Source organism: Microbacterium hydrocarbonoxydans (genome assembly GCF_900105205.1).
In the GTDB taxonomy this organism is placed as follows: Bacteria; Actinomycetota; Actinomycetes; order Actinomycetales; family Microbacteriaceae; genus Microbacterium; species Microbacterium hydrocarbonoxydans.
The window spans coordinates 2,704,459-2,728,007 of the sequence record NZ_FNSQ01000005.1; the positions used below are offsets into that span (position 1 = coordinate 2,704,459).

22 protein-coding genes and 1 riboswitch are annotated in these 23,549 nt (G+C 69.4%); of the genes, 16 read left to right on the plus strand and 6 right to left on the minus strand.

Going from position 1 to position 23,549, the window contains the following annotated elements; translation table 11 throughout:
- Window positions 1-25: 25 nt before the first annotated feature.
- Genes BLW44_RS13385 through BLW44_RS13395 form a run of 3 tightly spaced genes read right to left on the minus strand, consistent with a single transcriptional unit; the run spans window position 26 to window position 3,051 of the window.
- Complete coding sequence (locus tag BLW44_RS13385; RefSeq protein WP_060927347.1) at window positions 26-1,111, minus strand: LacI family DNA-binding transcriptional regulator; 1,086 nt, start codon at window positions 1,109-1,111, stop codon at window positions 26-28.
- Between the two features lie 28 nt (window positions 1,112-1,139).
- Entirely contained in the window at window positions 1,140-2,030 is an 891-nt protein-coding gene (locus BLW44_RS13390; RefSeq protein ID WP_060927346.1) for a PfkB family carbohydrate kinase, read from the minus strand.
- Window positions 2,031-2,049: 19 nt separating this feature from the next.
- The gene (locus BLW44_RS13395) at window positions 2,050-3,051 is read right to left on the minus strand and encodes an SIS domain-containing protein (protein ID WP_060927354.1); all 1,002 of its coding nucleotides are present in this window, start codon (window positions 3,049-3,051) and stop codon (window positions 2,050-2,052) included.
- A gap of 272 nt (window positions 3,052-3,323) precedes the next feature.
- On the opposite strand from BLW44_RS13395, the gene BLW44_RS13400 reads away from it, so the two are divergent.
- From BLW44_RS13400 to BLW44_RS13440, 9 genes are all read left to right on the plus strand, one after another.
- Window positions 3,324-4,643 carry an ABC transporter substrate-binding protein gene (locus tag BLW44_RS13400; RefSeq protein ID WP_060927345.1) on the plus strand — a complete coding sequence of 440 codons (1,320 nt, stop codon included), beginning with the start codon at window positions 3,324-3,326 and terminating at the stop codon, window positions 4,641-4,643.
- Entirely contained in the window at window positions 4,612-5,622 is a 1,011-nt protein-coding gene (locus BLW44_RS13405) for a carbohydrate ABC transporter permease (protein WP_245647429.1), read from the plus strand. Before BLW44_RS13400 ends, BLW44_RS13405 begins: the two co-directional genes overlap by 32 nt.
- Complete coding sequence (locus BLW44_RS13410; RefSeq protein ID WP_139305283.1) at window positions 5,622-6,455, plus strand: carbohydrate ABC transporter permease; 834 nt, start codon at window positions 5,622-5,624, stop codon at window positions 6,453-6,455. Before BLW44_RS13405 ends, BLW44_RS13410 begins: the two co-directional genes overlap by 1 nt.
- Complete coding sequence (locus BLW44_RS13415) at window positions 6,452-7,306, plus strand: sugar phosphate isomerase/epimerase family protein (RefSeq protein WP_060927343.1); 855 nt, start codon at window positions 6,452-6,454, stop codon at window positions 7,304-7,306. The genes BLW44_RS13410 and BLW44_RS13415 overlap by 4 nt, the downstream gene beginning before the upstream one ends.
- Before the next feature lie 54 nt (window positions 7,307-7,360).
- A riboswitch (FMN riboswitch) is annotated at window positions 7,361-7,506 on the plus strand.
- A 71-nt stretch (window positions 7,507-7,577) separates the two neighbouring features.
- Window positions 7,578-8,612, plus strand: coding sequence for a bifunctional diaminohydroxyphosphoribosylaminopyrimidine deaminase/5-amino-6-(5-phosphoribosylamino)uracil reductase RibD (gene ribD / locus BLW44_RS13420; protein ID WP_060927342.1), 1,035 nt, complete (start codon window positions 7,578-7,580; stop codon window positions 8,610-8,612).
- A complete protein-coding gene (locus BLW44_RS13425; RefSeq protein WP_060927341.1) occupies window positions 8,612-9,241 on the plus strand; it encodes a riboflavin synthase in 630 nt (209 codons plus the stop codon). The genes ribD and BLW44_RS13425 overlap by 1 nt, the downstream gene beginning before the upstream one ends.
- Window positions 9,238-10,503, plus strand: coding sequence for a bifunctional 3,4-dihydroxy-2-butanone-4-phosphate synthase/GTP cyclohydrolase II (locus BLW44_RS13430; RefSeq protein WP_060927340.1), 1,266 nt, complete (start codon window positions 9,238-9,240; stop codon window positions 10,501-10,503). Before BLW44_RS13425 ends, BLW44_RS13430 begins: the two co-directional genes overlap by 4 nt.
- Window positions 10,500-10,973: a 6,7-dimethyl-8-ribityllumazine synthase gene (gene ribH, locus BLW44_RS13435; protein WP_060927339.1), complete on the plus strand. Its 474-nt coding sequence runs from the start codon at window positions 10,500-10,502 to the stop codon at window positions 10,971-10,973. The genes BLW44_RS13430 and ribH overlap by 4 nt, the downstream gene beginning before the upstream one ends.
- 53 nt (window positions 10,974-11,026) lie before the next feature.
- Window positions 11,027-11,386 carry a hypothetical protein gene (locus BLW44_RS13440; protein ID WP_060927338.1) on the plus strand — a complete coding sequence of 120 codons (360 nt, stop codon included), beginning with the start codon at window positions 11,027-11,029 and terminating at the stop codon, window positions 11,384-11,386.
- An 18-nt stretch (window positions 11,387-11,404) separates the two neighbouring features.
- On the opposite strand, the gene BLW44_RS13445 is transcribed toward BLW44_RS13440, so the two are convergent.
- Complete coding sequence (locus BLW44_RS13445; protein ID WP_060927337.1) at window positions 11,405-12,490, minus strand: ATP-binding protein; 1,086 nt, start codon at window positions 12,488-12,490, stop codon at window positions 11,405-11,407.
- Window positions 12,491-12,598: 108 nt separating this feature from the next.
- On the opposite strand from BLW44_RS13445, the gene BLW44_RS13450 reads away from it, so the two are divergent.
- Window positions 12,599-13,654, plus strand: a complete 1,056-nt coding sequence (locus BLW44_RS13450; RefSeq protein ID WP_060927336.1) for a hypothetical protein — start codon at window positions 12,599-12,601, stop codon at window positions 13,652-13,654.
- 24 nt (window positions 13,655-13,678) lie between these two features.
- Here the strand turns inward: BLW44_RS13450 and BLW44_RS13455 are convergent, their stop codons facing one another.
- Together BLW44_RS13455 and BLW44_RS17805 are read right to left on the minus strand one after the other, a co-directional pair.
- Window positions 13,679-14,059 (minus strand): SHOCT domain-containing protein, encoded by a 381-nt coding sequence (locus BLW44_RS13455; RefSeq protein WP_060927335.1) that lies wholly within the window; start codon window positions 14,057-14,059, stop codon window positions 13,679-13,681.
- 42 nt (window positions 14,060-14,101) lie between these two features.
- Window positions 14,102-14,359, minus strand: a complete 258-nt coding sequence (locus BLW44_RS17805) for a hypothetical protein (RefSeq protein WP_139305284.1) — start codon at window positions 14,357-14,359, stop codon at window positions 14,102-14,104.
- Window positions 14,360-14,510: 151 nt separating this feature from the next.
- On the opposite strand from BLW44_RS17805, the gene BLW44_RS13465 reads away from it, so the two are divergent.
- The 6 genes from BLW44_RS13465 (at window position 14,511) to BLW44_RS13490 (ending at window position 23,538) form a co-directional block, all read left to right on the plus strand.
- On the plus strand, window positions 14,511-17,078 hold the full coding sequence (locus BLW44_RS13465; RefSeq protein WP_060927333.1) for a winged helix-turn-helix domain-containing protein: 2,568 nt from the start codon (window positions 14,511-14,513) through the stop codon (window positions 17,076-17,078).
- 63 nt (window positions 17,079-17,141) lie between these two features.
- Window positions 17,142-18,272, plus strand: coding sequence for an AI-2E family transporter (locus tag BLW44_RS13470; RefSeq protein ID WP_245647428.1), 1,131 nt, complete (start codon window positions 17,142-17,144; stop codon window positions 18,270-18,272).
- Window positions 18,273-18,285: 13 nt separating this feature from the next.
- Window positions 18,286-19,713 carry a hypothetical protein gene (locus BLW44_RS13475; protein WP_074731831.1) on the plus strand — a complete coding sequence of 476 codons (1,428 nt, stop codon included), beginning with the start codon at window positions 18,286-18,288 and terminating at the stop codon, window positions 19,711-19,713.
- Window positions 19,710-21,146, plus strand: coding sequence for a DUF2252 domain-containing protein (locus BLW44_RS13480; RefSeq protein WP_060927332.1), 1,437 nt, complete (start codon window positions 19,710-19,712; stop codon window positions 21,144-21,146). The genes BLW44_RS13475 and BLW44_RS13480 overlap by 4 nt, the downstream gene beginning before the upstream one ends.
- Window positions 21,147-21,154: 8 nt before the next feature.
- On the plus strand, window positions 21,155-21,916 hold the full coding sequence (locus tag BLW44_RS13485) for an ion channel (protein WP_060927331.1): 762 nt from the start codon (window positions 21,155-21,157) through the stop codon (window positions 21,914-21,916).
- Window positions 21,913-23,538: an MFS transporter gene (locus BLW44_RS13490; protein WP_060927330.1), complete on the plus strand. Its 1,626-nt coding sequence runs from the start codon at window positions 21,913-21,915 to the stop codon at window positions 23,536-23,538. The genes BLW44_RS13485 and BLW44_RS13490 overlap by 4 nt, the downstream gene beginning before the upstream one ends.
- The last annotated feature ends 11 nt before the right edge of the window (window positions 23,539-23,549 follow it).

Genomic DNA, 23,549 nt, shown 5'->3' on the forward strand with positions numbered 1-23,549 from the left:
AGCGCGTCGCCGGCGACGGATGCGATCAGCGGGGCGGCGGGGCGACCGACGCCCGGTCCACGAAGCGGGTGACGAGGGTGTGCAGCCCGGTCGAGCCCGCCTCCCCGTCGATCGCGGCGAACAGCACCTCTGCGGCGCGGGCGCCCAGCGCCAGAGTCGGCTGCTCGATCATCGTCAGCGGCGGCTCCATGACTGCAGCCCAGGAGCTGTCGTCGAAGCCGATGAGCGAGACATCGGCGGCGACACGCAGGCCTCGCGCGCGCAGCGCCCGCAGGGCTCCGGTCATCGCGTCGTTCTCGGTGCAGAACAGAGCGGTGGGGGCCTCCGGCAGATCGAGCATGCGCGTGACCTCGGCCTGAGCGTTCTCCTCGGTCTTGGCACCCACCATGACGAGGTCGGCGTCGAACACGATGCCCTCGTCGTCGAGGGCATCCAGGTATCCCTGGAGTCTCTCGCCGTCGGTCCACAGGTTCTTCGAGGCGATGTCGATCAGCTCGCGGCGGCGACGCGGCCGCTCCTGCACGGGGGGACCCCAGACGAAGCCGATGCGGCGGTGTCCTGCATCCAGCAGCCGGACCACCGCCTCGCGCGCCGCGGCCCGATTGTCGATGACCACCGCGTCGAGATCGAGTCCCGGCACGGCACGGTCGACGAGGACCACGGGGATGTCGCGTGCTCTCGCCTGCTCGATGTGCCCGGCCGACGCCACGTCGAGGGCCGCCGAGGCGACGATGATCCCGTCGACCCGCTTGTCGATCAGCACGTTCGTCGCCGCGATCTCCTCGTCGAGGTCCTCGTGCGTGCTGAGCACCAGCGTGTCGAAGCCGCGTGCACGGGAGGCATCGGAGATCCCGCGCACGACGCCGCCGAAGAAAGGGTTCGCGATGTCGGCGACGATCACCCCGAGGGTCTGGCTGACGCCGGTCGACATGCTTCGTGCGAGCGCGTTCGCGCGGTATCCGAGTCGCTCGGCGGCCGCGAGCACGCGCTCGCGCAGCTCTGGGCTCACATAGCCGTAGCCGCCGAGCGTCCGCGCCGCCGTGGACCGGCCGACACCCGCGGCCTCGGCGACCTCGGAGATGGTCGGGGGGACGGAGCGCTCGGAGGTCATCGCCCTCGCCCCTTTCCGCATCAGTGGTTCACCACATGCTAGCCGGGACGGGATCGCCGCTCCTGCGACCACGGGCGAATGCGCCCTCGACCAGGCACTGGTCGTGCGCCGCATCCGCCCCCGCCTCGAGCGCCCTCTGCAGCGCCGCACCCGACGGACGGCGATCGCGACGCCAGCCGGCACCATGCAGCGCGACGAGGAAGCCGGCGAGGAAGGCGTCGCCGCATCCCATCGTGTCGACGAGCTGCTCGCCCTCGGCGAGCAGGTGCGCGGGTGCTGTGCGCCGCTCGCGACCGTCGGTCACCAGCGCTCCGTCGGTGCCCCGCGTGCCCAGAGCGAGGCCGGCACCGCGGTGCACCGCCTCGTCGAGCAGAGCCCACGCCTCGCCGTCTGCGAGCCCGGCGCACGAGAGGAGCACCAGGTCGGCCGACGGTGCGACCCTGTCGAGATACGCGGCCGAGCGGAACTCGGCTTCGCTGGACAGGTCGAAGCTCACCAGCACGTCGTGAGCGCGCAGGCGCGGCAACTGCGATTCGGTGCGCGAATAGACGCTGGAGTGCACGAGGTCGAAACCGGCGGCATACTGTTCGCGTCCGGCGTCGAGGTCGATCGGGTCGCTGACCGTCACTCCCCCGCCGTTCCAGCCGAGGAAGACGCGGTCGCCGTCGACGACGCGCAAGGACGACACCCCGGACTCACCCGCGCGGGTGAGAGACCGGGTCGTGCCCACTCCGGCGTCCTCGATCGCCGCCCGCAGGAACGAGCCCGCATCGTCGTCGCCGAACACGCCGAGGTAGTCGGCATCCGCCCCGAGGCGATGCGCGTACACGGCGACGTTGACGGCATTGCCTCCCGGATAGTCGACGCCCCGGTCGAGGAACCGGTCGACGATGTTGTCGCCGAAGCCGAGTACGCGCATCTTCGGGTCGCCTCTCGTCTCAGTAGTCCATCACGCGGTAGTACCGGCGCAGGTCGAGTGAGTGCTCGCGCACACGCTCGAGGTGCTTGCTCACGCGGCCCATCACGGTGTCGAGGACGATCGGGGCGATCAGGGCTCGGTTCTCGGCGCTGAAGCCCTCGAGCGCGTAGTCGCGCGTGTCGAAGACGGTGACGTCCTTCGAGATGCGCTTGCTGAACGCCTCAGCCCGATCCGTGAGCGGGCGCGTACGATCCTCGCCCTGGAAGATGAGCACCGAGGTGTCCTCCTCCAGCAGTTCCAGCGATCCGTGGAAGAACTCGGCACTGTGCACGCGCGTGGTGCGCAGCCACTGCATCTCCTCGAGGATGCACATCGAGTACAGGTACGCGAAGGACCACAGCGGCCCGCCGCCGATGAGGAAGTAGTAGTCGGTGTCCTTGTGGGCGTCGGCGAAGGCTGCGGCGACCGGCTCCGCCTGCTCCGCGGCGGACACGAGGGCGTCGGGGAGGTTCACCAGCTCGTCCGCGAGCGAGGTGTAGCCGTCGAACTCGCTGCGCTGGTGCAGCAGCCGGCCGACGAGCAGCAGGAGCTGCATGTCGAACGGCCAGGTCTTGGGCTCCGAGACGAGCGAGTGATCGACGCCGCTCGCGATCGGCGAGTCCGCGTGACCGGTGAAGGCGACCGTCGTCGCCCCCGCCGCCTTCACGAAGTCGATCGCGCGGATGACGTCCTCCGTCGTGCCGGTGACCGAGGTGAAGACGGCGAGCGTGCGCTCGCCGAGGGTCGCCTCGCCGGTGACGACGAGTTCAGCGGCGATGGCGGAGCGGATGGGGAGGGCGGACCGTTCGCGCGCCAGCAGCTCGTAGGGCCACATCTGGCTGTAGGTGCCGCCGGCTCCCACCAGCAGGACATTGTCGATCCCCGTCGCGAGCAGCTGATCCACCAGCTGCTCGATCTGCGGGCGCAGCGCCACGGCGCTGGCGATCTGGGTTCGGAAGGCGGTCTCGTCGAAGCCGAGCATCATTGATCCTTTCGCAGGGCGGCCTCCGCCGACCCTGATCGATGTGGTACCGGTGTCAGGTGGGGATCATGCTGGCACAGATCGTTCGAGGTCGTCAAACATCCCTGATTTCCGGCACAACTCTGTCCAGTTCCAGATTGATTGAGATCGAGGCTGGTACCGGTGTCAGGTTTTCGCTACACTCGCCGTCAAGGCACGCACCGAAGTTCCAACGGCGGATCGGTGCCCGCGGTCCCCGCGGTCGTCGGTCCGCCTGCTCAGAGAGGCAGACCATGCGCACGACACGCACACTCCCGATCGCCGCAGCCGTCGCGGCATCCGCTCTCGTCCTGGCGGGTTGCGCCGGCGGGGCGCCGCAACCGGCCGCCGACGTCACGGCTGATCCGGTCTACGAGGGCACCCTGTCGATCCTGACGAAGTTCGGCGGAGCGCCGCTCGAGACCTACTTCGAGGACCTCGCGAACGCCTACGAGGCGGAGCATCCCGACGTCGAGATCGAGCTGATCCAGGAGACCGACCAGTCGATCAAGGACAAGACCAAGACGCTGACGGCATCCGCTGCACTCCCCGACATCTACTTCACCTGGACGGGCGACTGGGCCGAGAACTTCGTCGGCGGCGGCCTCGCCGCCGACCTCAGCGAACTCATCGCACCCGGCACCGAGTGGGGCGACCGCTTCGGCGAGGCTTCTCTCTCGGCGTTCCAGTACGACGGCAAGTACTACGGCATCCCGCTGTACAACAACGGCAAGTTCATGGGCTACAACAAGGCCGCGTTCGCCGCAGCGGGCATCGAGGTGCCGACCACGTTCGAGGAGCTCGTCGACACCTGCGGTCCGCTCCGCGCCGCGGGCTACGAGCCGATCGCCTTCGGGAACAAGGACGGCTGGCCGGCCCTTCACTACCTGCAGCAGCTCTTCGCCTACAACGTCCCGAGCGACGTCCTGCACGCCGACTTCGATCCCGAGACTGCGAAGTGGAGCGACGAAGGCTACGTCGCCGCGCTCGAACAGTTCCAGACCATCGTCGAGGAATGCACCGACAGCGGCAAGGGCACCAACGGAGTGCTCTACACGACGGCGCAGGAAGCGCTCGCCGGCGGTCGGGCCGCGATGTACTACCAGGAGATCCTCGAGTTCGACACGGTCACCGCGGAGGGCGCGACCCTCACGACGGAGGACTTCGGAATCTTCCCGCTGCCGACCCCGGAGGATGCCGCCGGCGACCCCGACGCGATCGAGGGCTCGCCCGAGGGCTACCTCATCAACGCCAAGTCGCCGCGTGCAGCACTGGCAGCGGACTTCATGAAGTTCGCGACCGAGCCTGAGAATGCCTCGCTGCTCTCGTCCCCGCCGTACGGGCAGCCCAGCACGGTCGTCGGCGCGGTGACCGAGGAGACGTCGAGCATGCCGGTCTACGAGGGCATCACGGCGGTCAACGAGGCGTCGCAGCTCGTGGTCTGGCTCGACACGGTCACCGTGCCCGAGGTCGCCGACGCCTGGCTGGCCGGCGGCGAAGCGATCATCAGCGGCAGCGCCACACCGGAGGAGGTGCTGGAGAGTGTCCGCACCGCGAACGATTCCGCCCGGTGAGACGCAGTCGGGGGCGGGCTTCCGCCTGCCCCCGACCGTCACCGAGGCGATCACCGCTCCGGCGCCGCGAGGCCGGATACGCGGCCGCCTCCCCCGCGCCGGAGCTCGGCGCCTGGCCGGGCTCGCGTGGGTGCTCCCCGCCCTGATCGTGCTCGCCGTCTTCGTCTACCTTCCTCTGGTGCAGAACATCGCGTTCTCGACGCAGGAGTGGGACATCTACTCCGGGGCATCCGAGTTCGTCGGACTCGAGAACTACGACAAGCTCTTCGCGGATCCCGTGTTCTGGACTGCACTCGGCAACAACGTCCTCTACGCGCTGCTCTCGATCCTGTTCCAGGTGGCTGCCGCGCTCGTGCTCGCCGCGATGATCGAGAGTCTGCGCAGCATCCGCTGGCGCAAGGTCCTCCGGGCGATCTACTTCGTGCCGTCCGCGATCTCTCTGACCGTCGCCGGTCTGCTGTTCTACTTCATCTACGAACCGAACCTGGGCCTGCTCAACCACATGCTCGACGCGATCGGTCTCTCCGGACTGGCGCAGCCGTGGCTCGGCCAGGAGTCCACCGCGATGGTCGCGATCATCGCGATGAGCCAGTGGCAGGGGTTCGGCTACTCGACGCTGCTGTTCGCCGTCGCGATCCAGCGCATCCCGTCGGAGCTCTACGAGGCGGCATCGCTCGACGGTATCGGCCCGGTGCGGCGGTTCTTCCACGTCACCGTGCCGCTGGTCAGGGAGATGACCGGCCTCATGATCATCGTCACCATCTCCGGAGCCTTCCAGGTGTTCAACGAGGTGATGGTGATGACAAGCGGCGGGCCCAACAACTCGACCCAGGTGCTGGCCACCTGGCTGTACCGCAGCGGGTTCGTCCGCAATGACTTCGGGTACGCGGCGGCCATCGCGACGGTGATCTTCGTCGTGACGCTCCTCATCGCCCTCGCGCAGCTCTGGTACACACGACGCAGAAGGGTGGAGTTCTGATGACCCGCACCGGATTCCTCGGCGCGATCGGACGCGTCTTCGTCTGGGCCTTCCTGCTCGCGCTGGTCGTGGTCGTCGCCTATCCGCTGCTGTGGATGGTGCTGAACGGCTTCAAGACCAACGCCGAGCTGTTCGGCAATCCGTTCGCCCTGCCGCTGCAGCTCACGTGGGAGAACTATGCCGACGCCTGGAACCGCGGCGTCAGCGACTACCTCACCGCGAGCGTGCTCGTCACCGTCACCTCCACCGTCGCGACGGTGTTCATCAGCGCATGGGCGGCGTACGGTCTGACCCGAGTTCGGATGCCCTTCGGGCGCACGGTGTCGGGAATCATCCTCGGCGGGCTGATGCTCGCTCCCGCCGTCGCGCTCGTGCCACTCGTGCGGATGTTCCAGGCGATGGGCCTGTACAACACCTTCTGGGCACTGCTCATCCTCTACACGGCTTTCCGCATCCCGTTCACGACGTTCCTCATCCGCGCGTACATGATCGACCTCCCGCGCGAAGTCGACGAGGCGGCTGAGGTCGACGGCGCCAGTCGGTGGACCGCGTTCTGGCGCATCACGCTGCCGATGTGCAAGCCGATCATCATCTCCACGGTGATCCTGCACGTGCTGTTCGCGTGGAACGAGTACCTGTTCGCGATGGTGTTCACCAGCGGGTCCGGAGTGCAGACGCTCCCGGTCGGCCTCACGAGCCTCTTGAGCAAGCACGGCACCGACTACCCGGTGGTGTTCGCCGGCATGGTCGTCGCCGCGCTCCCGGTCATCGTGCTCTTCTTCGCCAGCCAGCGCTACTTCATCAAGGGCCTCTCCGAGGGGATCGGGAAGTGACGTCGACAGCGCCGCTGATCGACCGGGTCACCGGTTCGAACTTCGCCTACCAGCACCTCCCGCTCGAGCGCTGCCTGGACGACATGGCCGACCTCGGGCGCGATCGGCTGGAGCTCTGGGGCATCGCTCCGCACGCCCCGGTGGCCTGGCTGACGGACGCGGAGGCACGCGCGATCCGCGACGCCGCCGCCCACCGAGGACTGCAGATCGCCTGCTTCACCCCGGAGCAGGTGATGTACCCGGTCAACATCGCTTCTCCTGATGACCGGTTGCGCGCATCGAGCATCGCGATGTTCCGCCGGGCGGCCGAGATCGCCGTCGAGCTCGGCGCGGGGATGCTGTTCCTCACCTCGGGGCGCGGCAGCGAGGACGAGCCCCGCGGGGCCGGCTGGGCCCGGTCGGTCGACGCGCTCGGAGAGATCAGCACGCACGCGGCGGGTCTCGGACTCGAATGCGTGCTGGAGCCGCTGCAGCGTGTCGAATCGAACCTCGTCGTGACCGCGGCGGATGCGGCGCGCATGCTGACCGACGTCGGCGCCTCGAGACTGGGGGTCGCATTGGACACCGTCGCCGCGGCCGCGGCGGGCGATGCGGTGGACGACTACTTCCGTCTCCTCGGCGAGCGCGTGCGCCATGTGCACCTGATCGACGGCACCCCCACGGGACACCTCGCATGGGGCGACGGGGAGCTCCCGCTCACCGGCATCGTCGATGCACTGGACCGCGCCTCCTACCGCGGACTCGCGACGATCGAACTGTTCGGCGACGGCCACTACGCCCTGGATCCGCACCCCGTGCTCGCACGCTCGATGGACGCGATCGCCGAGGCATGCCGACGCCCCGCACCGTAGCAATACGACGCGGAATGAATCACATCCGGATGCGTTGAGTACACTCAGAGCATCAACGTGCTCCGGGGTCGGTGGGAATCCGAACCGGCGGTGACAGTCCGCGAGCGTCTCGGTTCTCCGAGGTGCCGATCCGGTGGAAATCCGGGACCGACGGTGATGCGAGGCGCAGCCTCGCTAGTCCGGAAGGGAGGCAGCACGGTGCGCCGACGCGCGCGCGTTCTGCCTGCACCTCCCTCGCGGAGAATCCCCGGAGCCTCAGAGAGGACCACGGATGGCAGTGAACGAGACGGAGCGGCGGGCGATGACCCGAGCGCTCGAGCTCGCGACACGCGGCCCCCGCGGAGTGAACCCGCAGGTCGGCGCCGTCCTCCTCTCCCCCGGCGGCGAGATCCTCGCCGAGGGCTGGCACCAGGGCGCCGGAACCCCGCACGCCGAGGTCGACGCGCTGTCGAAGCTGGCACCGGATGCCGCGCGGGGCGCGACCGCCGTGGTGACCCTCGAACCCTGCAACCACACCGGTCGGACCGGCCCCTGCGCTCTCGCGCTCATCGAGGCGGGCGTCTCCCGCGTGATCTACGCGCTCGATGATCCCGGCGCCGTGTCCGGTGGCGGGGCCGATCGGCTGCGCGCTGCCGGAGTCAGCGTTGAGGCGGGAGAGCAGGCCGACACCGCCGAGGCGATCATCGGCGAATGGTTGACCGCCCAGCGTCTCGGACGCCCCGAGGTCACAGTGAAGTGGGCGCAGTCCCTCGACGGACGCGCGGCCGCCTCCGACGGCACCAGCCAGTGGATCACGGGACCCGAGGCTCGGGCCGACGTCCATCGGCGGCGCGCAGAGGCCGACGCGATCGTCGTCGGCACCGGCACCGTCCTCTCCGATGACCCCGCCCTGACCGCTCGCGACGGCGACGCCCTCCACGCGCATCAGCCGATCCCGGTCGTGATCGGCACGCGGACGACGCCCGACGACGCCGCGGTGCGCCGGCATCCGCATCCGCCCCTGCTCTTCGACACGCACGACCTGCACGAGGTCATGGCGGACCTGCACGCCCGCGGCATCCAGAGCGTGTTCGTCGAGGGAGGACCGACACTCGCGAGCGCCTTCATCGCCGCCGGTCTCGCCGACCGGGTGCTCGCCTACATCGCACCGGTGCTGCTCGGCGGAAACCGCACCGCACTCACAGACATCGGCGTCGGGTCGATCGACGCCGCCCGCCGTCTGACCGTCGAGGAGTGGCTGCCGCTCGGCGCCGATCTGCTCGCGATCGCTCGCCCCGCATCCGCCCCGGAAGAAGGAGACGCCTGATGTTCACCGGAATCATCGAGGAGATCGGCGAGATCACCGAGATCTCCCCCGCAGGCGACGGGTGGCGTCTGACCGTGCGCGCGCCGAAGGCCGCGGCCGACGCCGTGCACGGCGAGTCGATCGCCGTCTCGGGCGTGTGCCTCACCGTCGTCGGCTCGACCCCCGACAGCTTCGACGCCGACGTCATGAAGCAGACCCTCGACGTCGCGGCTCTCGGCGGAGCATCCGTCGGCACCAGGGTGAACATCGAGAAGGCGATGCCGGTCGGCGCGCGCCTCGGCGGACACATCGTGCAGGGGCACGTCGACGGAGTGGGCAGCATCGTCGAGGTGCGCCCCGGCGAGCAGTGGAGCGTCCTGCGCGTCTCGCTCCCCGACGACCTCGCCCCCCTCGTGGTCGACAAGGGGTCGATCTCGATCGACGGCACCTCGCTCACAGTGAGCGCCGTCAGCGCCGCCGACGCGACGACCCACTGGCTCGAGGTCTCGCTGATCCCCGAGACGCTCGCCGCCACCACACTCGGCTCCCGCGAGGTCGGCGACCGCGTCAACCTCGAGACCGACATCCTCGCCCGTCACGTTGAGCGCCTCCTGGCGTTCAGGGCAGCACCGGAAGGAGGCTCGCGATGAGCCTTTCCCCCATCCCCGAGGCCCTCGAGGCCCTGCGCGCCGGACGCCCCGTGCTGGTGGCGGACGACGAGAACCGCGAGAACGAAGGCGACGTCGTGCTCTCCGCCGAGCTCGCCACCCCGGAGTGGGTCGCGTGGACCGTGCGCTGGTCGTCGGGCTTCATCTGCGCCCCGATGCCGTCCGACCTGGCCGACAGCCTGAACCTCCCGCCCATGGTGGCGGCCTCGGAGGACGCGCGCTCCACCGCCTACACGGTCAGTGTCGACGCCGCGGAAGGCGTGACCACCGGCATCAGCGCCCACGACCGCGCACACACCCTCAACGTCCTGGCGAACCCCGAGTCCACTGCGACGAGCATCATCCGCCCCGGCCACGTGCTGCCGCTGCGCGCCGTCGACGGGGGCGTGCGCGAGCGGAGCGGCCACACCGAGGCGGCTGTCGACCTGATGAAGCTGGCAGGACTCCACCCGGTCGGAGCCATCGCCGAGGTCGTCGCCGAGGACGGCAGCATGATGCGCCTCCCCGGGCTGCTCGAGCTCGGCGCCCGTGACGGCGTGCCGGTCATCACGATCGAGCAGCTCATCGCCCACCTGAACGAGATCGACCCCGCAGGAGCGGCGCCGGTGCACCACCGACGGGTGAGCCTGCGTGCGGATGCGACCGTGCCCACCACGCACGGCTCGTTCCGGTTCCTCGCGTACAAGGACAGGGTCACGGGCACCGACCACATCGCCGTCGTCTCGGGCGAGCTCGGCGAGACGGCTCTGGTGCGGGTGCACTCGGAGTGCCTGACCGGGGAGGCCTTCGGATCGCTCAAGTGCGAGTGCGGCCCGCAGCTGGATGCCGCCCTCGACGCGATCGAGCACGACGGCGGAGTCGTCGTCTACATGCGCGGGCACGAGGGCCGCGGCATCGGGCTGATCAACAAGCTGCGCGCCTACAGCCTGCAGGAGGAGGGGCTCGACACGGTCGACGCCAACCTCGCGCTCGGCCTGCCGGCCGACGCTCGGGACTACGCCGCCGCCGCCGGCATCCTCGCGGACCTGGGCGTGTCGAAGGTGCGCCTGCTCACCAACAACACCGACAAGGTGAACCAGCTGCGCAGCCTCGGCCTCGACGTGGTCGAGCAGGTGCCGCTGATCGTCGGCGTGGGACCGAACAACCATCAGTACCTCGAGACCAAGCGTGACCGGATGGGTCACATCATCGGTGAGGCGGAGCTGGCAGAGGCTCTCGCCGACGGACGGAAGGACGACGCATGAGCGGCGCAGGAGCACCCCAGCACGAGAAGATCGACGGACGAGGGCTCGACGTCGTCGTCATCGCCGGCACCTGGCACGAGACGATCTCGAACGGTCTGATCGCCGGCGCGCAGCGGATCCTGGATGACGCGGGGGCCACGCACCGGCTCGTCCGCGTGCCCGGATCGTTCGAGCTCGCCGTGGCCGCCCAGGCGGCGTTCGCCGGTGGAGCCGACGCCGTCGTCGCGCTCGGCGTGATCATCCGCGGTGGCACCCCGCACTTCGAGTACGTGTCGGCGGCGACCACCGACGGGCTGTCCCGGGTCTCACTCGACGCGGGCAAGCCCGTCGGGTTCGGCGTGCTCACTCTCGACGACGAGAAGCAGGGTCTTGACCGCGCAGGCCTGGAGGGCTCGAAGGAGGACAAGGGTGCGGAGGCAGCGGATGCCGCGCTGCGCACCGCCCTGGTCATCCGCAAGCTGCGAGGCTGAGGTCAGCCTGCCCTTGCTGGCGACCTGACACCTCCCACTCCTACGGTGAGGGTATGGAGACCCTGCGCCACATCGTCCTGTTCGTGCACCTGATCGGCTTCGCCGTGCTGTTCGGCGCCTGGGCGGTGCAGGCCTTCGGCGGGAAGCGCGAGTTCACCCGGCTGATGAGCATCGGCATGACGCTCGCGGCCGTCGCGGGTCTCGCCCTGGCAGCTCCCTGGGGTCTGCCGGAGGGTGCGGAACTGAACTACGCGAAGATCGGCACCAAGCTCGTCGTGCTGCTGGCGATCGGCGCCCTGCTCGGGATCGGCACGTCGAAGCAGCGCAAGTCGGGCGCAGTGCCGGCCGCGATGTTCTGGCTCGTCGGCATCCTCACCGCGCTCAACGCCGGGATCGCGGCGATCTGGCGCTGACGCGCCGCCTCTTTCCCTTCAGCTGCGCAGCGGCACCACCACATCCGCGCCGGCCTCCTCGGTCAACCGCTCCCCCATCTGGGCGAAGGTCGGCTGCGCGATGAACCCACCGGCGAACAGCGCCTGGCCCTGCGCGAAACCCTGCGCCCGGCGGATGTCGTCCTCTCCCACGAACCCGAACACGTCGGCCAGCTCGGCGATGTCGCGGGGTGCGTTGACCCGCATCAGGCCGAGGTTGTCGCACTGCGAGAGCACGTTGGGGTGGATCTTGGTCGGACGCTGCGTCGACAGCAGCAGCCAGAGGCCGAACTTGCGGCCCTCCGCCGCGATCTGCACGAGCTGCTCGGTGACCGCTCTCTCGACGGCGGTCCGGGGATCGGGCGGGCAGATGTTGTGCGCCTCATCGATCACGATGAGGAGCGGGCGCCGACTCTCCCGTTGCGCCCACAGCGCCTCGAGCACCGCGAGCGCCGCGACCTTCGGCTCGGCCGGATGATCGAATCCGCCGAGATCCAGCACAGTCGCCCGCGGCCTCTCATCGACCACGTCGACGACGGATCCGGCTCCCCTGGACCAGAGATCCCACTCGAGCACCTGGAGGTTCTCCATCCGATTGGCGAGGCGGATGTGGGCCGGGTCGCCCGTCGCCCGGAACTCTCTGAGCATCTCCACGGCGGAGAAGTCCGTCGTGCTCACCGACCAGTGCAGAAGGGCGTTGTACTCCTCGGCATCCGCGATCGGATCGATCTGCAGCACCGCGGCCTTCGCGGCCGGCGACAGGTCGATGTATCGGGCGTGCACCTTGTCCCCTGGACCATGACCGGAGCGGAACACGCGGATGTCGCTGGCGGCGATCGCGGCCGCAGGCGCGGAGGGCGAACCCGGCCTCGCCTCGGCCAGCCGGACGAAGTCGGCATTCGGATCCAGGATCAGCATGGGCAGTTCGGTCCGGAGCAGGAGCTGCTCCAGAACCACGCCCAGGGCATAGGTCTTACCGCTGCCGCTCTGCCCGCACCAGAACGTGTGACGGTTGAATCGTCGTGCATCGAGGTGGACGGACACGTCCGCTTCATCCGTCAGAGTGCCGATGGTCAGATCTGTCATTGCGAGCCTCCCGTGCGTGCGTGACTCCAGCTTGGCTCGAAGCGCACTCGGGATCATCACACTTCTCGGGTGACGCGACGCGCCGAGGTGAGGGTCAGGATGGGCCGCATGACGGACCGACTGCCGCTCGCCGAGGTGCTGCGCCATCCGCTCGCGAGCGCAGGATCTCGCGAGTCCGCGGCGCTGCTCGTCGGTGCGACCACGCTGATCATCACCTCAGGCATCTCGCTGCTGGCCTTCTGGGGACGGACGCTGCCGATCTCCGGCCCCGGTTCGATCGGGCAGTTCGCGGCCATCGGCTCCGCCATGACCGCGATGGTCGTGTTCCTGGCCGCGCGCTCGCTCGTCCACGTCCAGCCCGCGTCGGATGCCCGCGGCGCGCAGCGGATGCGCTGGTTCGATGTCGCAGCCCTGGCTCTCGCCCACGGCATCATCGCGCTGCTGGGGTGGATCGCCATCGCCGAGATCGTGGAACGCAGCTTCGTGGGCGCCGAGGTCTTCACTGTCGCCGGCGCCGTGCTGAGCGGCGCCGCGATGGCCTGCACCGCCTACCTCGTCGCTCTCTCGGCCGCGGGCATGAACCAGGGGATCCTCTCGGTGGTGCTCATGCTGTTCCTCGTCGTCGGCTCGTTCGCGAGCATGCTGAGCGCAGCGGATGAGCAGTGGTGGAAACTGCACCTCAGCAGCCTCGGCGTGACCGACGATGTGTCCGCTCTCACCTTCAACGTCACGCTGATCATCGCGGGCGTCATCGTGACCACAGTGGCGCACTTCGGAACCGCGTCGATCGCGGCGGACTCGCCCGGAGCCGTGCGGGGTCGTCGCATCGTCCGTCTCGAGCTGACCGCCATGGGAGTCCTGCTCGCCGGCGTGGGGCTCTTCCCGGTCGACAGGTTCCTCGCGCTGCACAATCTGTGCGCCACGGGGATGGTGGTGGTGTTCATCGTGATGGTCATCGGCCTGCGCCGCACGGTGCCGGGGACCCCCCAAGTCTTCCTGACCCTCGGCTACGTGTTCGTCGCGTGCATCGTCGTGCTCGCCGTGTTCTTCGCCACGGGCTACTACACCCTCACGGCCGTCGAGCTCGTCGCCTTCCTGATCATCTTCACGTGGCTGCTGCTCTTCCTCCGCAACACCGGCGCGACGACCGAGACGGTCGCCTGAGCCGGTGCCGCAGCGGCGGTCGGGCTAGGAGGCCAGCGCCTTCGCCTTGAGCGTCTCGAATTCGGCGGAGGTGATCACACCGGAATCGAGCAGCCCCCGGGCCTTCGTGATGTCGTCCGCCGGCGACGACGATCCGGCGGTCTCTCTGATGTAGGCGGTCTGAGCCGCATGCAGTTCGGCGATCTGCTCGCCGCGCCGCTGTGCCATCCCCTGTCCGCGGGCGATGAGGTACACGAGGGACGTGAGGAACGGGAGGAAGACGAGGAAGATGACCCACACCGCCTTCAACCACCCGTTCAGCGAGCTGTCGCGGAAGATGTCGCCGATGATCGTGAAGACGACCATGAGGTAGGAGATGAAGACGAAGGACCAGAAGAACCAGGCCACGAGATCCCAGATGGACATGCGCGATCCCTTTCGATCGGAGGATGAGGAGCAGGTCCGAAGCTAGTCAGGCTCAGTGACGTCCGCGTCACCCTGCCAGGGTGACCCGGCATCCGCGGCGGGGACGGGATTCACCGACACCACCTCGATGTGCAGGTCGTCGAACGCCCCGAGGAGGCCGAGCAGGCGGGGCTGGTCGTCGACGGGACCGACGATGCTCGTCAGCCCGTCCGACCGCGCCCGCACCGAGAAGCCGTCCAGCGCCTGCGCGAGCTGTGCGCTCATCCGTCCGCGGACCAGCACTTCGAAGACCCGGGTCATGACAGCAGCCTCCCTGGGATGCACGAGCAGCGTGAGCGCGACCGTCCCATGATGGACGCGCCGGCCGCCGGCGTCCTCATCCTCCGCGGATGATCTGATGCGGCTGTAGATCAGGCCTGCGCGTCCTGCCATACTGACACCGGATCCGCCGATGACCGCCATACCTCCCCCGCCGGCACATGCCGTCGAGCGTCCGCGACTGCGCAGTCGACTCGACCGGTCGCTGAACGCGCCTCTGAGCGTGGTCGTCGCTCCCGCCGGTTCCGGCAAGACCGTGTTGCTGTCGCAGTGGGCCGCGTCCCACCCGGACGTGCGGATCGCCTGGATCGGGCTCGAGCCGACGGACAGCGATCCGCGCCGGCTCCTCGACCATCTGCTGCGGGCGGCGTCACCGCTCGGCCACCCGTCGAGGGATCTCGGCCGACCGCATGCGGTCAACGCGCGAGCCCTCGGCCGCCCTGTCCTCGACGCCCTCGTCGAGGAGTTCCGCGAGCATGGTCCCGTCGTGCTCGTCCTCGACGATCTTCACCATCTCGCCGGCTCGTCACTGCTGCCGGACCTCTGGTGGCTGGCCGACAACGTTCCCGCTCACACTCACCTCATCTTCTCCTCGCGCATCGACTACGGCCTCGGCTGGGGCCGGCATCGACTGAGCCATTCGCTCCTCGAGCTGCGACAGAGCGACCTCGCCTTCGACGAGGCCGCGAGTGCGATGCTGCTCCAACGGATCACCGGCGCTCCGGTCAGTCCCCGCACCCTGAGCGCAGTCCTGGAACGCACGGAGGGCTGGGCGGCCGGCATCGTGCTGACCGGTCTCGGTCTGCGCAGCGAAGCGGACCCCGAGCAGTTCGCGAGCGATCTCCGCGGCACCGATCGCCTCATCTCCGAGTACCTGAGCGAGCAGGCCCTCGCCCAGCAGTCACCCGAGCGCAGGTCGCTGCTGCTCCGCCTGTCCGCTCTCGACCGGATGTCCGCGGAGCTCGTCGAGTCGGTGACGCCGGTCGATGACGCCACGGCGCTGTTCGAGGAACTCGAGCGACAGTCGATGTTCCTCGTCGCCCTCGACCGGGATCGCGAATGGTTCCGCTTCCACCCGATGTTCCGCGAGCTCCTGCGCTACCGACTCAGGGCCGAATCCCCCGCAGCGGCGACGGAGATCCGCACCGCTGCGGCCGAATGGCATCTCGCGAGGGGAGACGCGTCCGCCGCCATCGACTACCTGCTCGACGCGGGATCGTGGGAGCGGGCGGCGGCCGTCATCTCAGGACGCGGCCGTGAGGTGCTCGAGCGCAGTGACACCGCGTCGATGAGCCGATGGCTGGATGCGCTCCCTGCCGACTTCCGGGCCGCCCGACCGGACGTCGAGATCCTGCGCGGGATGCTGCTCATGATGAACGGCGACGCGGCCAGAGCCGAGGACGTGCTCAGGGAACAGGACGATCGCAGTCCGACCCCCGGCCGATCGGCGATCGTGCAGACGTATCTCGCGGCGCGGGTGCAATTCCGACCCGACCCGCGCGTCGGACTGCAGGCTGCGGATGCCGCGACGACGACTCTTCGCGAGCATCCGGATCTCCGTCCACCCGAGCTGCTGGGTCTGACCCATCCGCACCTGCTGCTCACGAGTGCGCTGACCTCGGCGGGGCGCGCGCACTTCCTCGCCGGCGACCTCCTCGCCGCCCGACGCCGATTCGAGGAGGCGCTCGCCGAGCCGGGGGCGCAGTACAGCCTGTACCGCATCCATCTGCTCGGCTCCCTCGCGCTGCTGGAGGCGTGGGCTGGACGCGTGCGCCTCGCCGCGAGGCTCGCCGAGGAGGCGCTGGACCTCGCCGCCGAGACTCGCCTGCTCGCGCATCCGGCGCCGGCGGACGCCTACCTGGCCGCGGCACTCGTGGCCATCGAACGGGGCACGCCGGCCTCCGCCTCGTCGGCCCTGGACGAGGGCGCTCTGCGCGCCGCCGCGAACCACCGCACCCAGCTCATGTGGATCGCACATCTCGAGAGGGTCCTCATCGGCCAGGAGAGCGCAGATCCGGAGGCGCCTGTGCCGCCGCCGCCGCCACCGATCGTCGCGTCGGCGCTCGACGCGGAGGAGGCCCGCGGGCTCCGTCTCTCGCACGCGTCCGGTCGCGCGCTGCCGCGCCCATCCTCTCGACACTGGTCGCCGCTCGCGTTCGAGGCGGTCGCCGCCGCGCTGACGCATGATCGTCCTGACCTCGCTCGGGCACTTCTCGACGGGTCGTCTGCCGAGTCCGCGGAGTCGCTGCCCCGCGTGGGAGTGGAGCAGCTCATCCTGCGCTCGTGGCTCGAGAACCGCGAGCGCGGCTCCGGTGCGGGCGCGGACGGCCTGCGCAGGGCACTGGAGCTGGCGTCGCAGCACGATCTGGTCGCGGCCTTCGTGCGAGCCGGCCCCGAGGTCATGCGCATGATCGCCGACCTGCCCGGCACGGCGACTCCGTTCCGCGCCGAGGTGCTGGAACGCGCGAGCCTGCTCCGGCACGCCCGCCCGACGTCGCCCGAGCTGGCCGAGCAGCTCACCGACCGCGAGCTCGAGATCCTCGCCTACCTGCCGACGAGGCTGACCAACGTCGAGCTCGCGGCCCGCTGCTACGTGTCGCCCAACACCATCAAGACGCACATGGCGCACATCTACCGCAAGCTCGCCGTGCCCAACCGCAACTCCGCCGTCACACGCGCCCAGGACCTCGGTCTCCTCTGACGCGGCGGTATATCGCCCTCGACGGGTGACGCGGTCACGTCGCTCGCACCGGAGAGTGACACGGTGAGCGACACCGGTCTGCCCGAGGAATCCTCTCCTCCGCCTCAGCGGCGGCGGACCTCAGGCGCGCAGCGTGCCCGCAGCATCCGCATCACCGTCACCCGCCCGCTGCTGTTCGGCTTCGCGCTGGTCCTCGGCGGACTCGGCGCGTTCGTCCTCGGCGCCGCCGTGAGCTCGGTCGCGACGATCCTCGTCTACATCGCCATCGCCATCTTCGTCGCGCTCGGCCTCGACCCCGTCATCCGTCGGATGGAAGCGCGCGGGGTGTCGCGGACCCGCGGTCTGCTGATCGTCTCCGGCGGCTTCCTCGTCTTCCTCGCCGTGGTGATCGGGTTCATCATCCCGCCCGCGCTCGTCCAGCTGGGCGAGTTCACGCGTTCCGTCCCCGCGACCATCGCCGACTTCCGGGCCTCCGAGGAGTACGCCGCCTTCGAATCTCAGGTCGGGGATGTCCTCGGCACGGCGCTCAGCGATCTCGCCGCCTTCCTCGGCGACCCCGGCAACCTCCTCGCCCTCGGAGGCGGAGTGCTCGCCGTGGGACTCGGCGTGGGCAACGCCATCTCGGGCATGCTCATCGTGGTGGTCCTCACCCTCTACTTCCTCGCCTCACTCTCTGCCATCAAGTCGGCCTTCTACTCGCTCGCTCCCGCCCGCGACCGCCCGCGGCTCCGCACGCTGACCGAGCAGATCACCGACTCTGTCGGCAGCTATCTCATCGGGATGGTGATCCTCGCCGCGTGCAACGCCGTCTTCGCCACGCTGCTGCATCTGGTGCTGGGACTGCCCGCACCGGCGTTCATGGGCCTCGCCGCCTTCCTGATCACCCTGATCCCCCTCATCGGACCCGTGACGTACTGGATCTTCGCCACGGTCGTCGCCCTGTTCGTGGACCCGCTGCTGGCACTGATCTTCGCGGTGGTCTATCTCATCTACATGCAGTTCGAGGCATATCTGCTCACCCCGCGCATCATGAACCGCGCGATCGCCGTGCCCGGATCCCTCGTGATCATCGGCGCGCTCATCGGCGGGGCTCTGCTCGGGCTGCTCGGCGCCCTGGTGGCGATCCCGGTCACAGCGGCGATCCTGCTGGTCATCACGCAGGTCCACATCCCGCGGCAGAACGCGAAGCTCTGAGGAGGAGACGATCATGGCACGATCCACAGTCCAGGAGCTCCAGCGGCGGCTGGCCGCGCTCGAGGCCGAGAACAGCGCGCTCCGGAGCGGGGGCGCCGCGGATATGCCCGCCGGCTCGCCGGAGCCGGGCATGTCACCGCGCAGGTCCCGCGGATGGGGACGCGCACTCTCGGCGACCGTGCTCATCGTGCTGGGGACGCTGATCGCCCCCGTCGCCCTCGTGGCCGCGTGGGCCAATGTGCAGCTCACCGACACCGACCGGTTCGTCGCGAGCTACGCGGTCCTCGCGAGCGACCCTGCGGTGCAGTCCGCTGTCACCACGCAGGTCGTCGAGGCGATCGAGGGACAGGTCGACATCCCTGCCCTCACCACGGATGTGATCGACGGCGTCATCGAGCTCGGCACGGGTCCCGCCGCGACCCGTGCGCTGGAACTGCTCAAGGGTCCCGCCGCACAGGGACTCCAGTCGCTCATCGGCACGGTGGTCGCGCGCTTCGTGGAGTCCGAGGCGTTCGCGGATGTGTGGGCGACCGCGCTCCGCGTGAGCCACTCGCAGGTGGTGTCCGCTCTCCGCAACGATCCCGACGCGGCGCTCGTGCTCGGCTCCGACAACACGATCGGCATCCAGCTGGCCCCGATCATCGACGCCGCCAAGCAGGCCCTCCTCGACCAGGGCGTCGGCTTCGCGGCGTCGATCCCGGCCGTCGATCGGACGATCATCGTCGCGCAGGTCGACTCGCTCGCCTCGATCCGACTCGCCTACGAGCTCATCGTCGCGGCAGGGCTGTGGCTGCCGTGGGTGGCGATCCTCCTCCTGGCCGCCGGGGTCGTCGCCGCACGACGGCGATCGCGCGCGCTGATCAGCGCAGCACTCTCCCTCGCTCTCGTGATGCTGATCGTGCTCGCCGGACTCGCCATCGGGCGGGTGTTCTTCGACACGGCGCTGCGCAGCAGCGGGATTCCCGTCGACGCCGGCGGATCGATCTACGAACTGGTCGTCGGCGCCATGCGGGACACGGCGGTGGCGGTGCTCGTGCTCGCCCTCGTCACCGCCGTCGTCGGGTGGTTCGCCGGCCCGTTCGCGGTTCCCCGTCGACTTCGCGGTGCGGTCCACGAGGGTGCCGCGTCGCTGCGCTCCACGATGGAACGACGCGGAGTCAGCAGCGGACGCTTCGGCGTGTGGATGCATTCGCGTCGGGCTCTCCTGAGAGCCGCCGTCGTGGTCGTGGGAGGCGCCGTCGTGCTGCTCGTTCGCCCCCTCAGCCCCGCGCTCGTGCTGTGGACTCTGGCGCTGAGCCTGCTGGCGGTCCTCGTGCTGGAGCTGGTCGAGCGACCCCCTGCGGCTGACGGCGCTGCGGATGCCGCGAGCGGGGCGGCGTCGGTCGAGGAGCAGGATGGCGGGAGCCCGGCGCCCGCCCCTCTGGACGTGGCGAGCTCATGACACGGTCACCGCAGGAGGCGGATCCCTTCGCCGCTCGACGTGAGGCGGGGCGCGCCGCGCGTGCACGACTTGCGCGGACGCAGCTCGGGCAGTGGTCGCCGGGCCCTGACCGGTCGGACCCGATCGCACTGCTCGAGGAGCAGTCGATATCGAGAGTGCGGGAACTCACGCCGGTGCGATACGCGCGGATGTCCGCGTCGCCGCTCGCCTTCTACCGTGGCGCCGCCCTGCTCATGGCAGCGGACCTCGCCTCCCACGCCCACAGCGGCATCATCACGCAGCTGTGCGGGGACGCGCATCTGTCGAACTTCGGGCTCTACCGCACACCGGAACGAGTCCTCACCTTCGATATCAACGATTTCGACGAGACCCTGCCCGGCCCGTTCGAATGGGATGTGAAGCGCCTCGCGGCGAGCTTCGCCGTCGCCTGCAGGTATCGCGGGTTCAGCACTGAGGACGAGCGCGGCTGCGTGACGGCCGCCGCGCGCGGGTATCGCTCCGCGATCAGGGCTGCGGCGAAGGCATCGGTGCTCGACGCCTGGTACGACCGGCTCGACGCGGAGCGGGCGCAGCGCGTGGTCCGCGAGCAGCACCGATCCCTGCGCGTGGGCGACGCCGAGGTTGAGCGCCTGGATGCCACGATCCGGAAGGCGCGCAAGCGCGACAGCCGGAGGGCGTTCAGGAAGCTCGTGGAGCTGGTCGACGGCCGACTGCGCATCACCGCCGCCCCGCCGCTCATCGTGCCGATCGAGGACCTCGTGGACGACACCGGTTCTGCGGCCGACGATGCCGAGACCATGCGCCGGGTGCTGGAGGAGTATCGCGAGACGCTCCTGGGCGGACGGCATCCCCTCGCGGAGTACCGTTACCGCCACATGGCGCGCAAGGTCGTCGGTGTGGGAAGCGTGGGCACGCGGGCCTGGGTGATCCTGCTCAGCGGTCGTGACGACGGGGACCCGCTGCTGCTGCAGGCCAAGGAGGCGCAGGCGTCCGTCCTCGAACGCTTCCTCGGCGCGAGCGAGTACGACACCCACGGGGAGCGAGTCGTCCGGGGCCAGCGCCTCATGCAGGCATCGAGCGACATCTTCCTCGGGTGGCAGTCGATCGTGGGTCTCGATGGACAGCACCGCGACTTCTATCTGCGTCAGCTGCAGGACGGAAAGGGGGGAATCGACCCCGAGAGCATGACCCCGCGCGGGGCGGTCCTGTACGCGCAGGTCTGCGGGGAGACTCTCGCGCGCGCACACTCGCGCGGCGGCGACCGCGTCGAGATCGCGGGCTACGTCGGGGCGAGCACGACGTTCGACGACGCGATCGCCGACTTCGCCGCGGTCTATGCCGATCAGAACGAGAGCGACTTCCTCGCTCTCACCGAGGCCCTGGCTTCAGGTCGGCTCGCCTCCGAGCGTCGGCCCGTCGGGGGACAACGGTGAGCGCTGCCATGCGTTCCGACACGTCGACGCATCCTCCGGTCCGACCGCGGGGAGCGCATGTCGCCGCGACCCCGTCCGGCTGGCGCAGCGGGTACTGGGTCGTCCTCGCCCTTCTCGTCGCGACGTACGCGCTGTGCGCCGCGCAGCACAGCGCCGACCCCAGCCCGACCGCTTTCGTCATCCAGTTGCTGACGGTCGCTGCCGTGCTCCGGGTGACCGAGGTGCACGCCCGTGCTCAGCAGGTCGCGTGGGTGGCACTCGGCGTCGCCGGCATCGCCGCGATCGTCGTGGCGCTGCTCGGGATGACCGGGATGGTGCTCGACATCGCCCTGTCCGTGGCGTCGACCGTGGCCTTCCTGGTGGCTCCCGTCGCCATCATCCGCCATCAGGTGATGCGGCGCGGTCTGGACACCGAGGCGCTGCTCGCCGCGATCAGCGCCTACGTCCTCGTCGGGATGTTCTTCACGCTGGTCTACAACCTGGCCGCGCTGCTGACGGGCGCGCCGGCGTTCGGCGACGGCGTCGTCGATTCGCTCTCCACACAGCTCTTCTTCTCGTTCACGACCCTCACGACCACCGGCTACGGCAACATCGTGCCGGCCTCCCCCGGCATCCAGACGATCGCGGTCGCGGAGGCGATCACCGGACAGCTCTTCCTCATCACCGCGGTGGCTCGCATCATGCGCGGCTCCCGTCGCTCCCCGGACGAGACCCTCGCTGCACCCGCGCCGGCGGGCGTCGCATCGCACCCCCCGGAGGTGTCGTCATGAAGAGATGGAACGTCGTCCTGGTCCTCGGCGCCGCGCAGTTCGTGATGGTGCTCGACGGCACGGTCATGAACGTGTCGATCTCCACCGTCGTGGTCGAGCTCGACACGTCGGTCACCGCGATGCAGGCCGCGATCACCTTCTTCACCTTGACCATGGCCGCGTTCATGCTCTTCGGCGCGAAGCTCGGCGACGTCTGGGGTCGCCGCCGCGCCTTCGTGATCGGCTCGTGCATCTACGCCGCGGGGTCGTTGATCACCGCGCTGAGCCCGACGGTGGGGTTCCTGTTCCTCGGATGGTCGATCATCGAAGGGTTGGGCGCCGTGCTCGTCATCCCCGCGATCGCCGCACTCGTCGCCGACAACTACCGCGGTCGCGAGCGCGTCACCGCGTTCGCGGTGATCGGCGCGGTCTCCGGTGCCGCGGTCGCCGCGGGGCCGCTGATCGGCGGTGCGGTGACGACCTACTCCAGCTGGCGCTTCGTCTTCGTCGCCGAGGTCGTGATCATGCTGCTGGTCGTGCTCTGCGCGAGAGTCATCACGGATTCGACGCCGCGACAGCACATCCGACTCGATAGCGGCAGCGTCCTGCTGTCGTCGGCCGGCCTCGTGCTGATCGTCTTCGGCATGCTGCAGAGCAAGACCTGGGGGTGGGTGGTCCCCCTGAACACGCCGGAGATCGGCGGGGTCCCGATAGCGCCGCTCGGCGTCTCGCTGACGACCTGGTGCATCGCACTCGGCGTCATCCTGATCACGCTGTTCATCGGGTGGCAGCGTCGGCTGCTGCGCGATGGTCGACCGCCTCTGATGCAGCCCGACCTCTTCGCGATCAAGACGCTGCGCAGCGGACTCGCTGTGCTCGGAGCGCAGTACGCCGTGACAGCCGGTCTCTTCTTCATGGTGCCGGTGTACCTGCAGATGACTCTGGGATTCGATGCTCTCGAGACGGGTATCAGGATCTTCCCGCTGTCGGTCGCCCTGATCCTGTTCTCGATCGTCGGGACCGCGCTGTCCCGGAAGTGGTCGCCGCGCCGCATCGTGCGCGTCGGACAGGGGATCCTCGTCCTCAGCGCCATCCTCCTGCTGGGCGCCGTCACCGAGGACCTTCGCAGCGTGCTCTTCGGGATCGGCATGTTCTTCGCCGGCAGCGCCCTCGGCCTTCTGGCCTCCCAGCTCGGCAACGTGAACATGTCGAGCGTGAAGGAGAAGGACACGAGTGAGGCTGGCGGTCTGCAGGGCGTCTTCCAGAACCTGGGGTCGTCACTCGGCACGGCGCTCATCGGGTCGATCCTGATCGGAGCTCTCTCGACGTCCTTCGCCTCGGGGGTGGCCGTCAGCGAGCTGCCCAGCGAGGTCCAGGCCACCGTCAGTGCGGCGACCGACCGCGGCGTCACGGTCATCCCCGCGGCGGATGTCGCTCAGCTCGGGGCAGAAGCCGGCCTCACGGACGAGGAATCCGATGAGCTCGCAGAGATCTACCGCGAGTCGCAGCTCTCCTCGCTGCGGGTCGCCTTCGTCGGTCTGATCCTCATCAGCCTGCTGTCCATACTGTTCTCGCGAGGGATCCCGGCGGAGTCCATGGTGCGACGGCGAACGGACACCGACGAGGTCCCTCTCCGCGACTGATCCCGCATCTC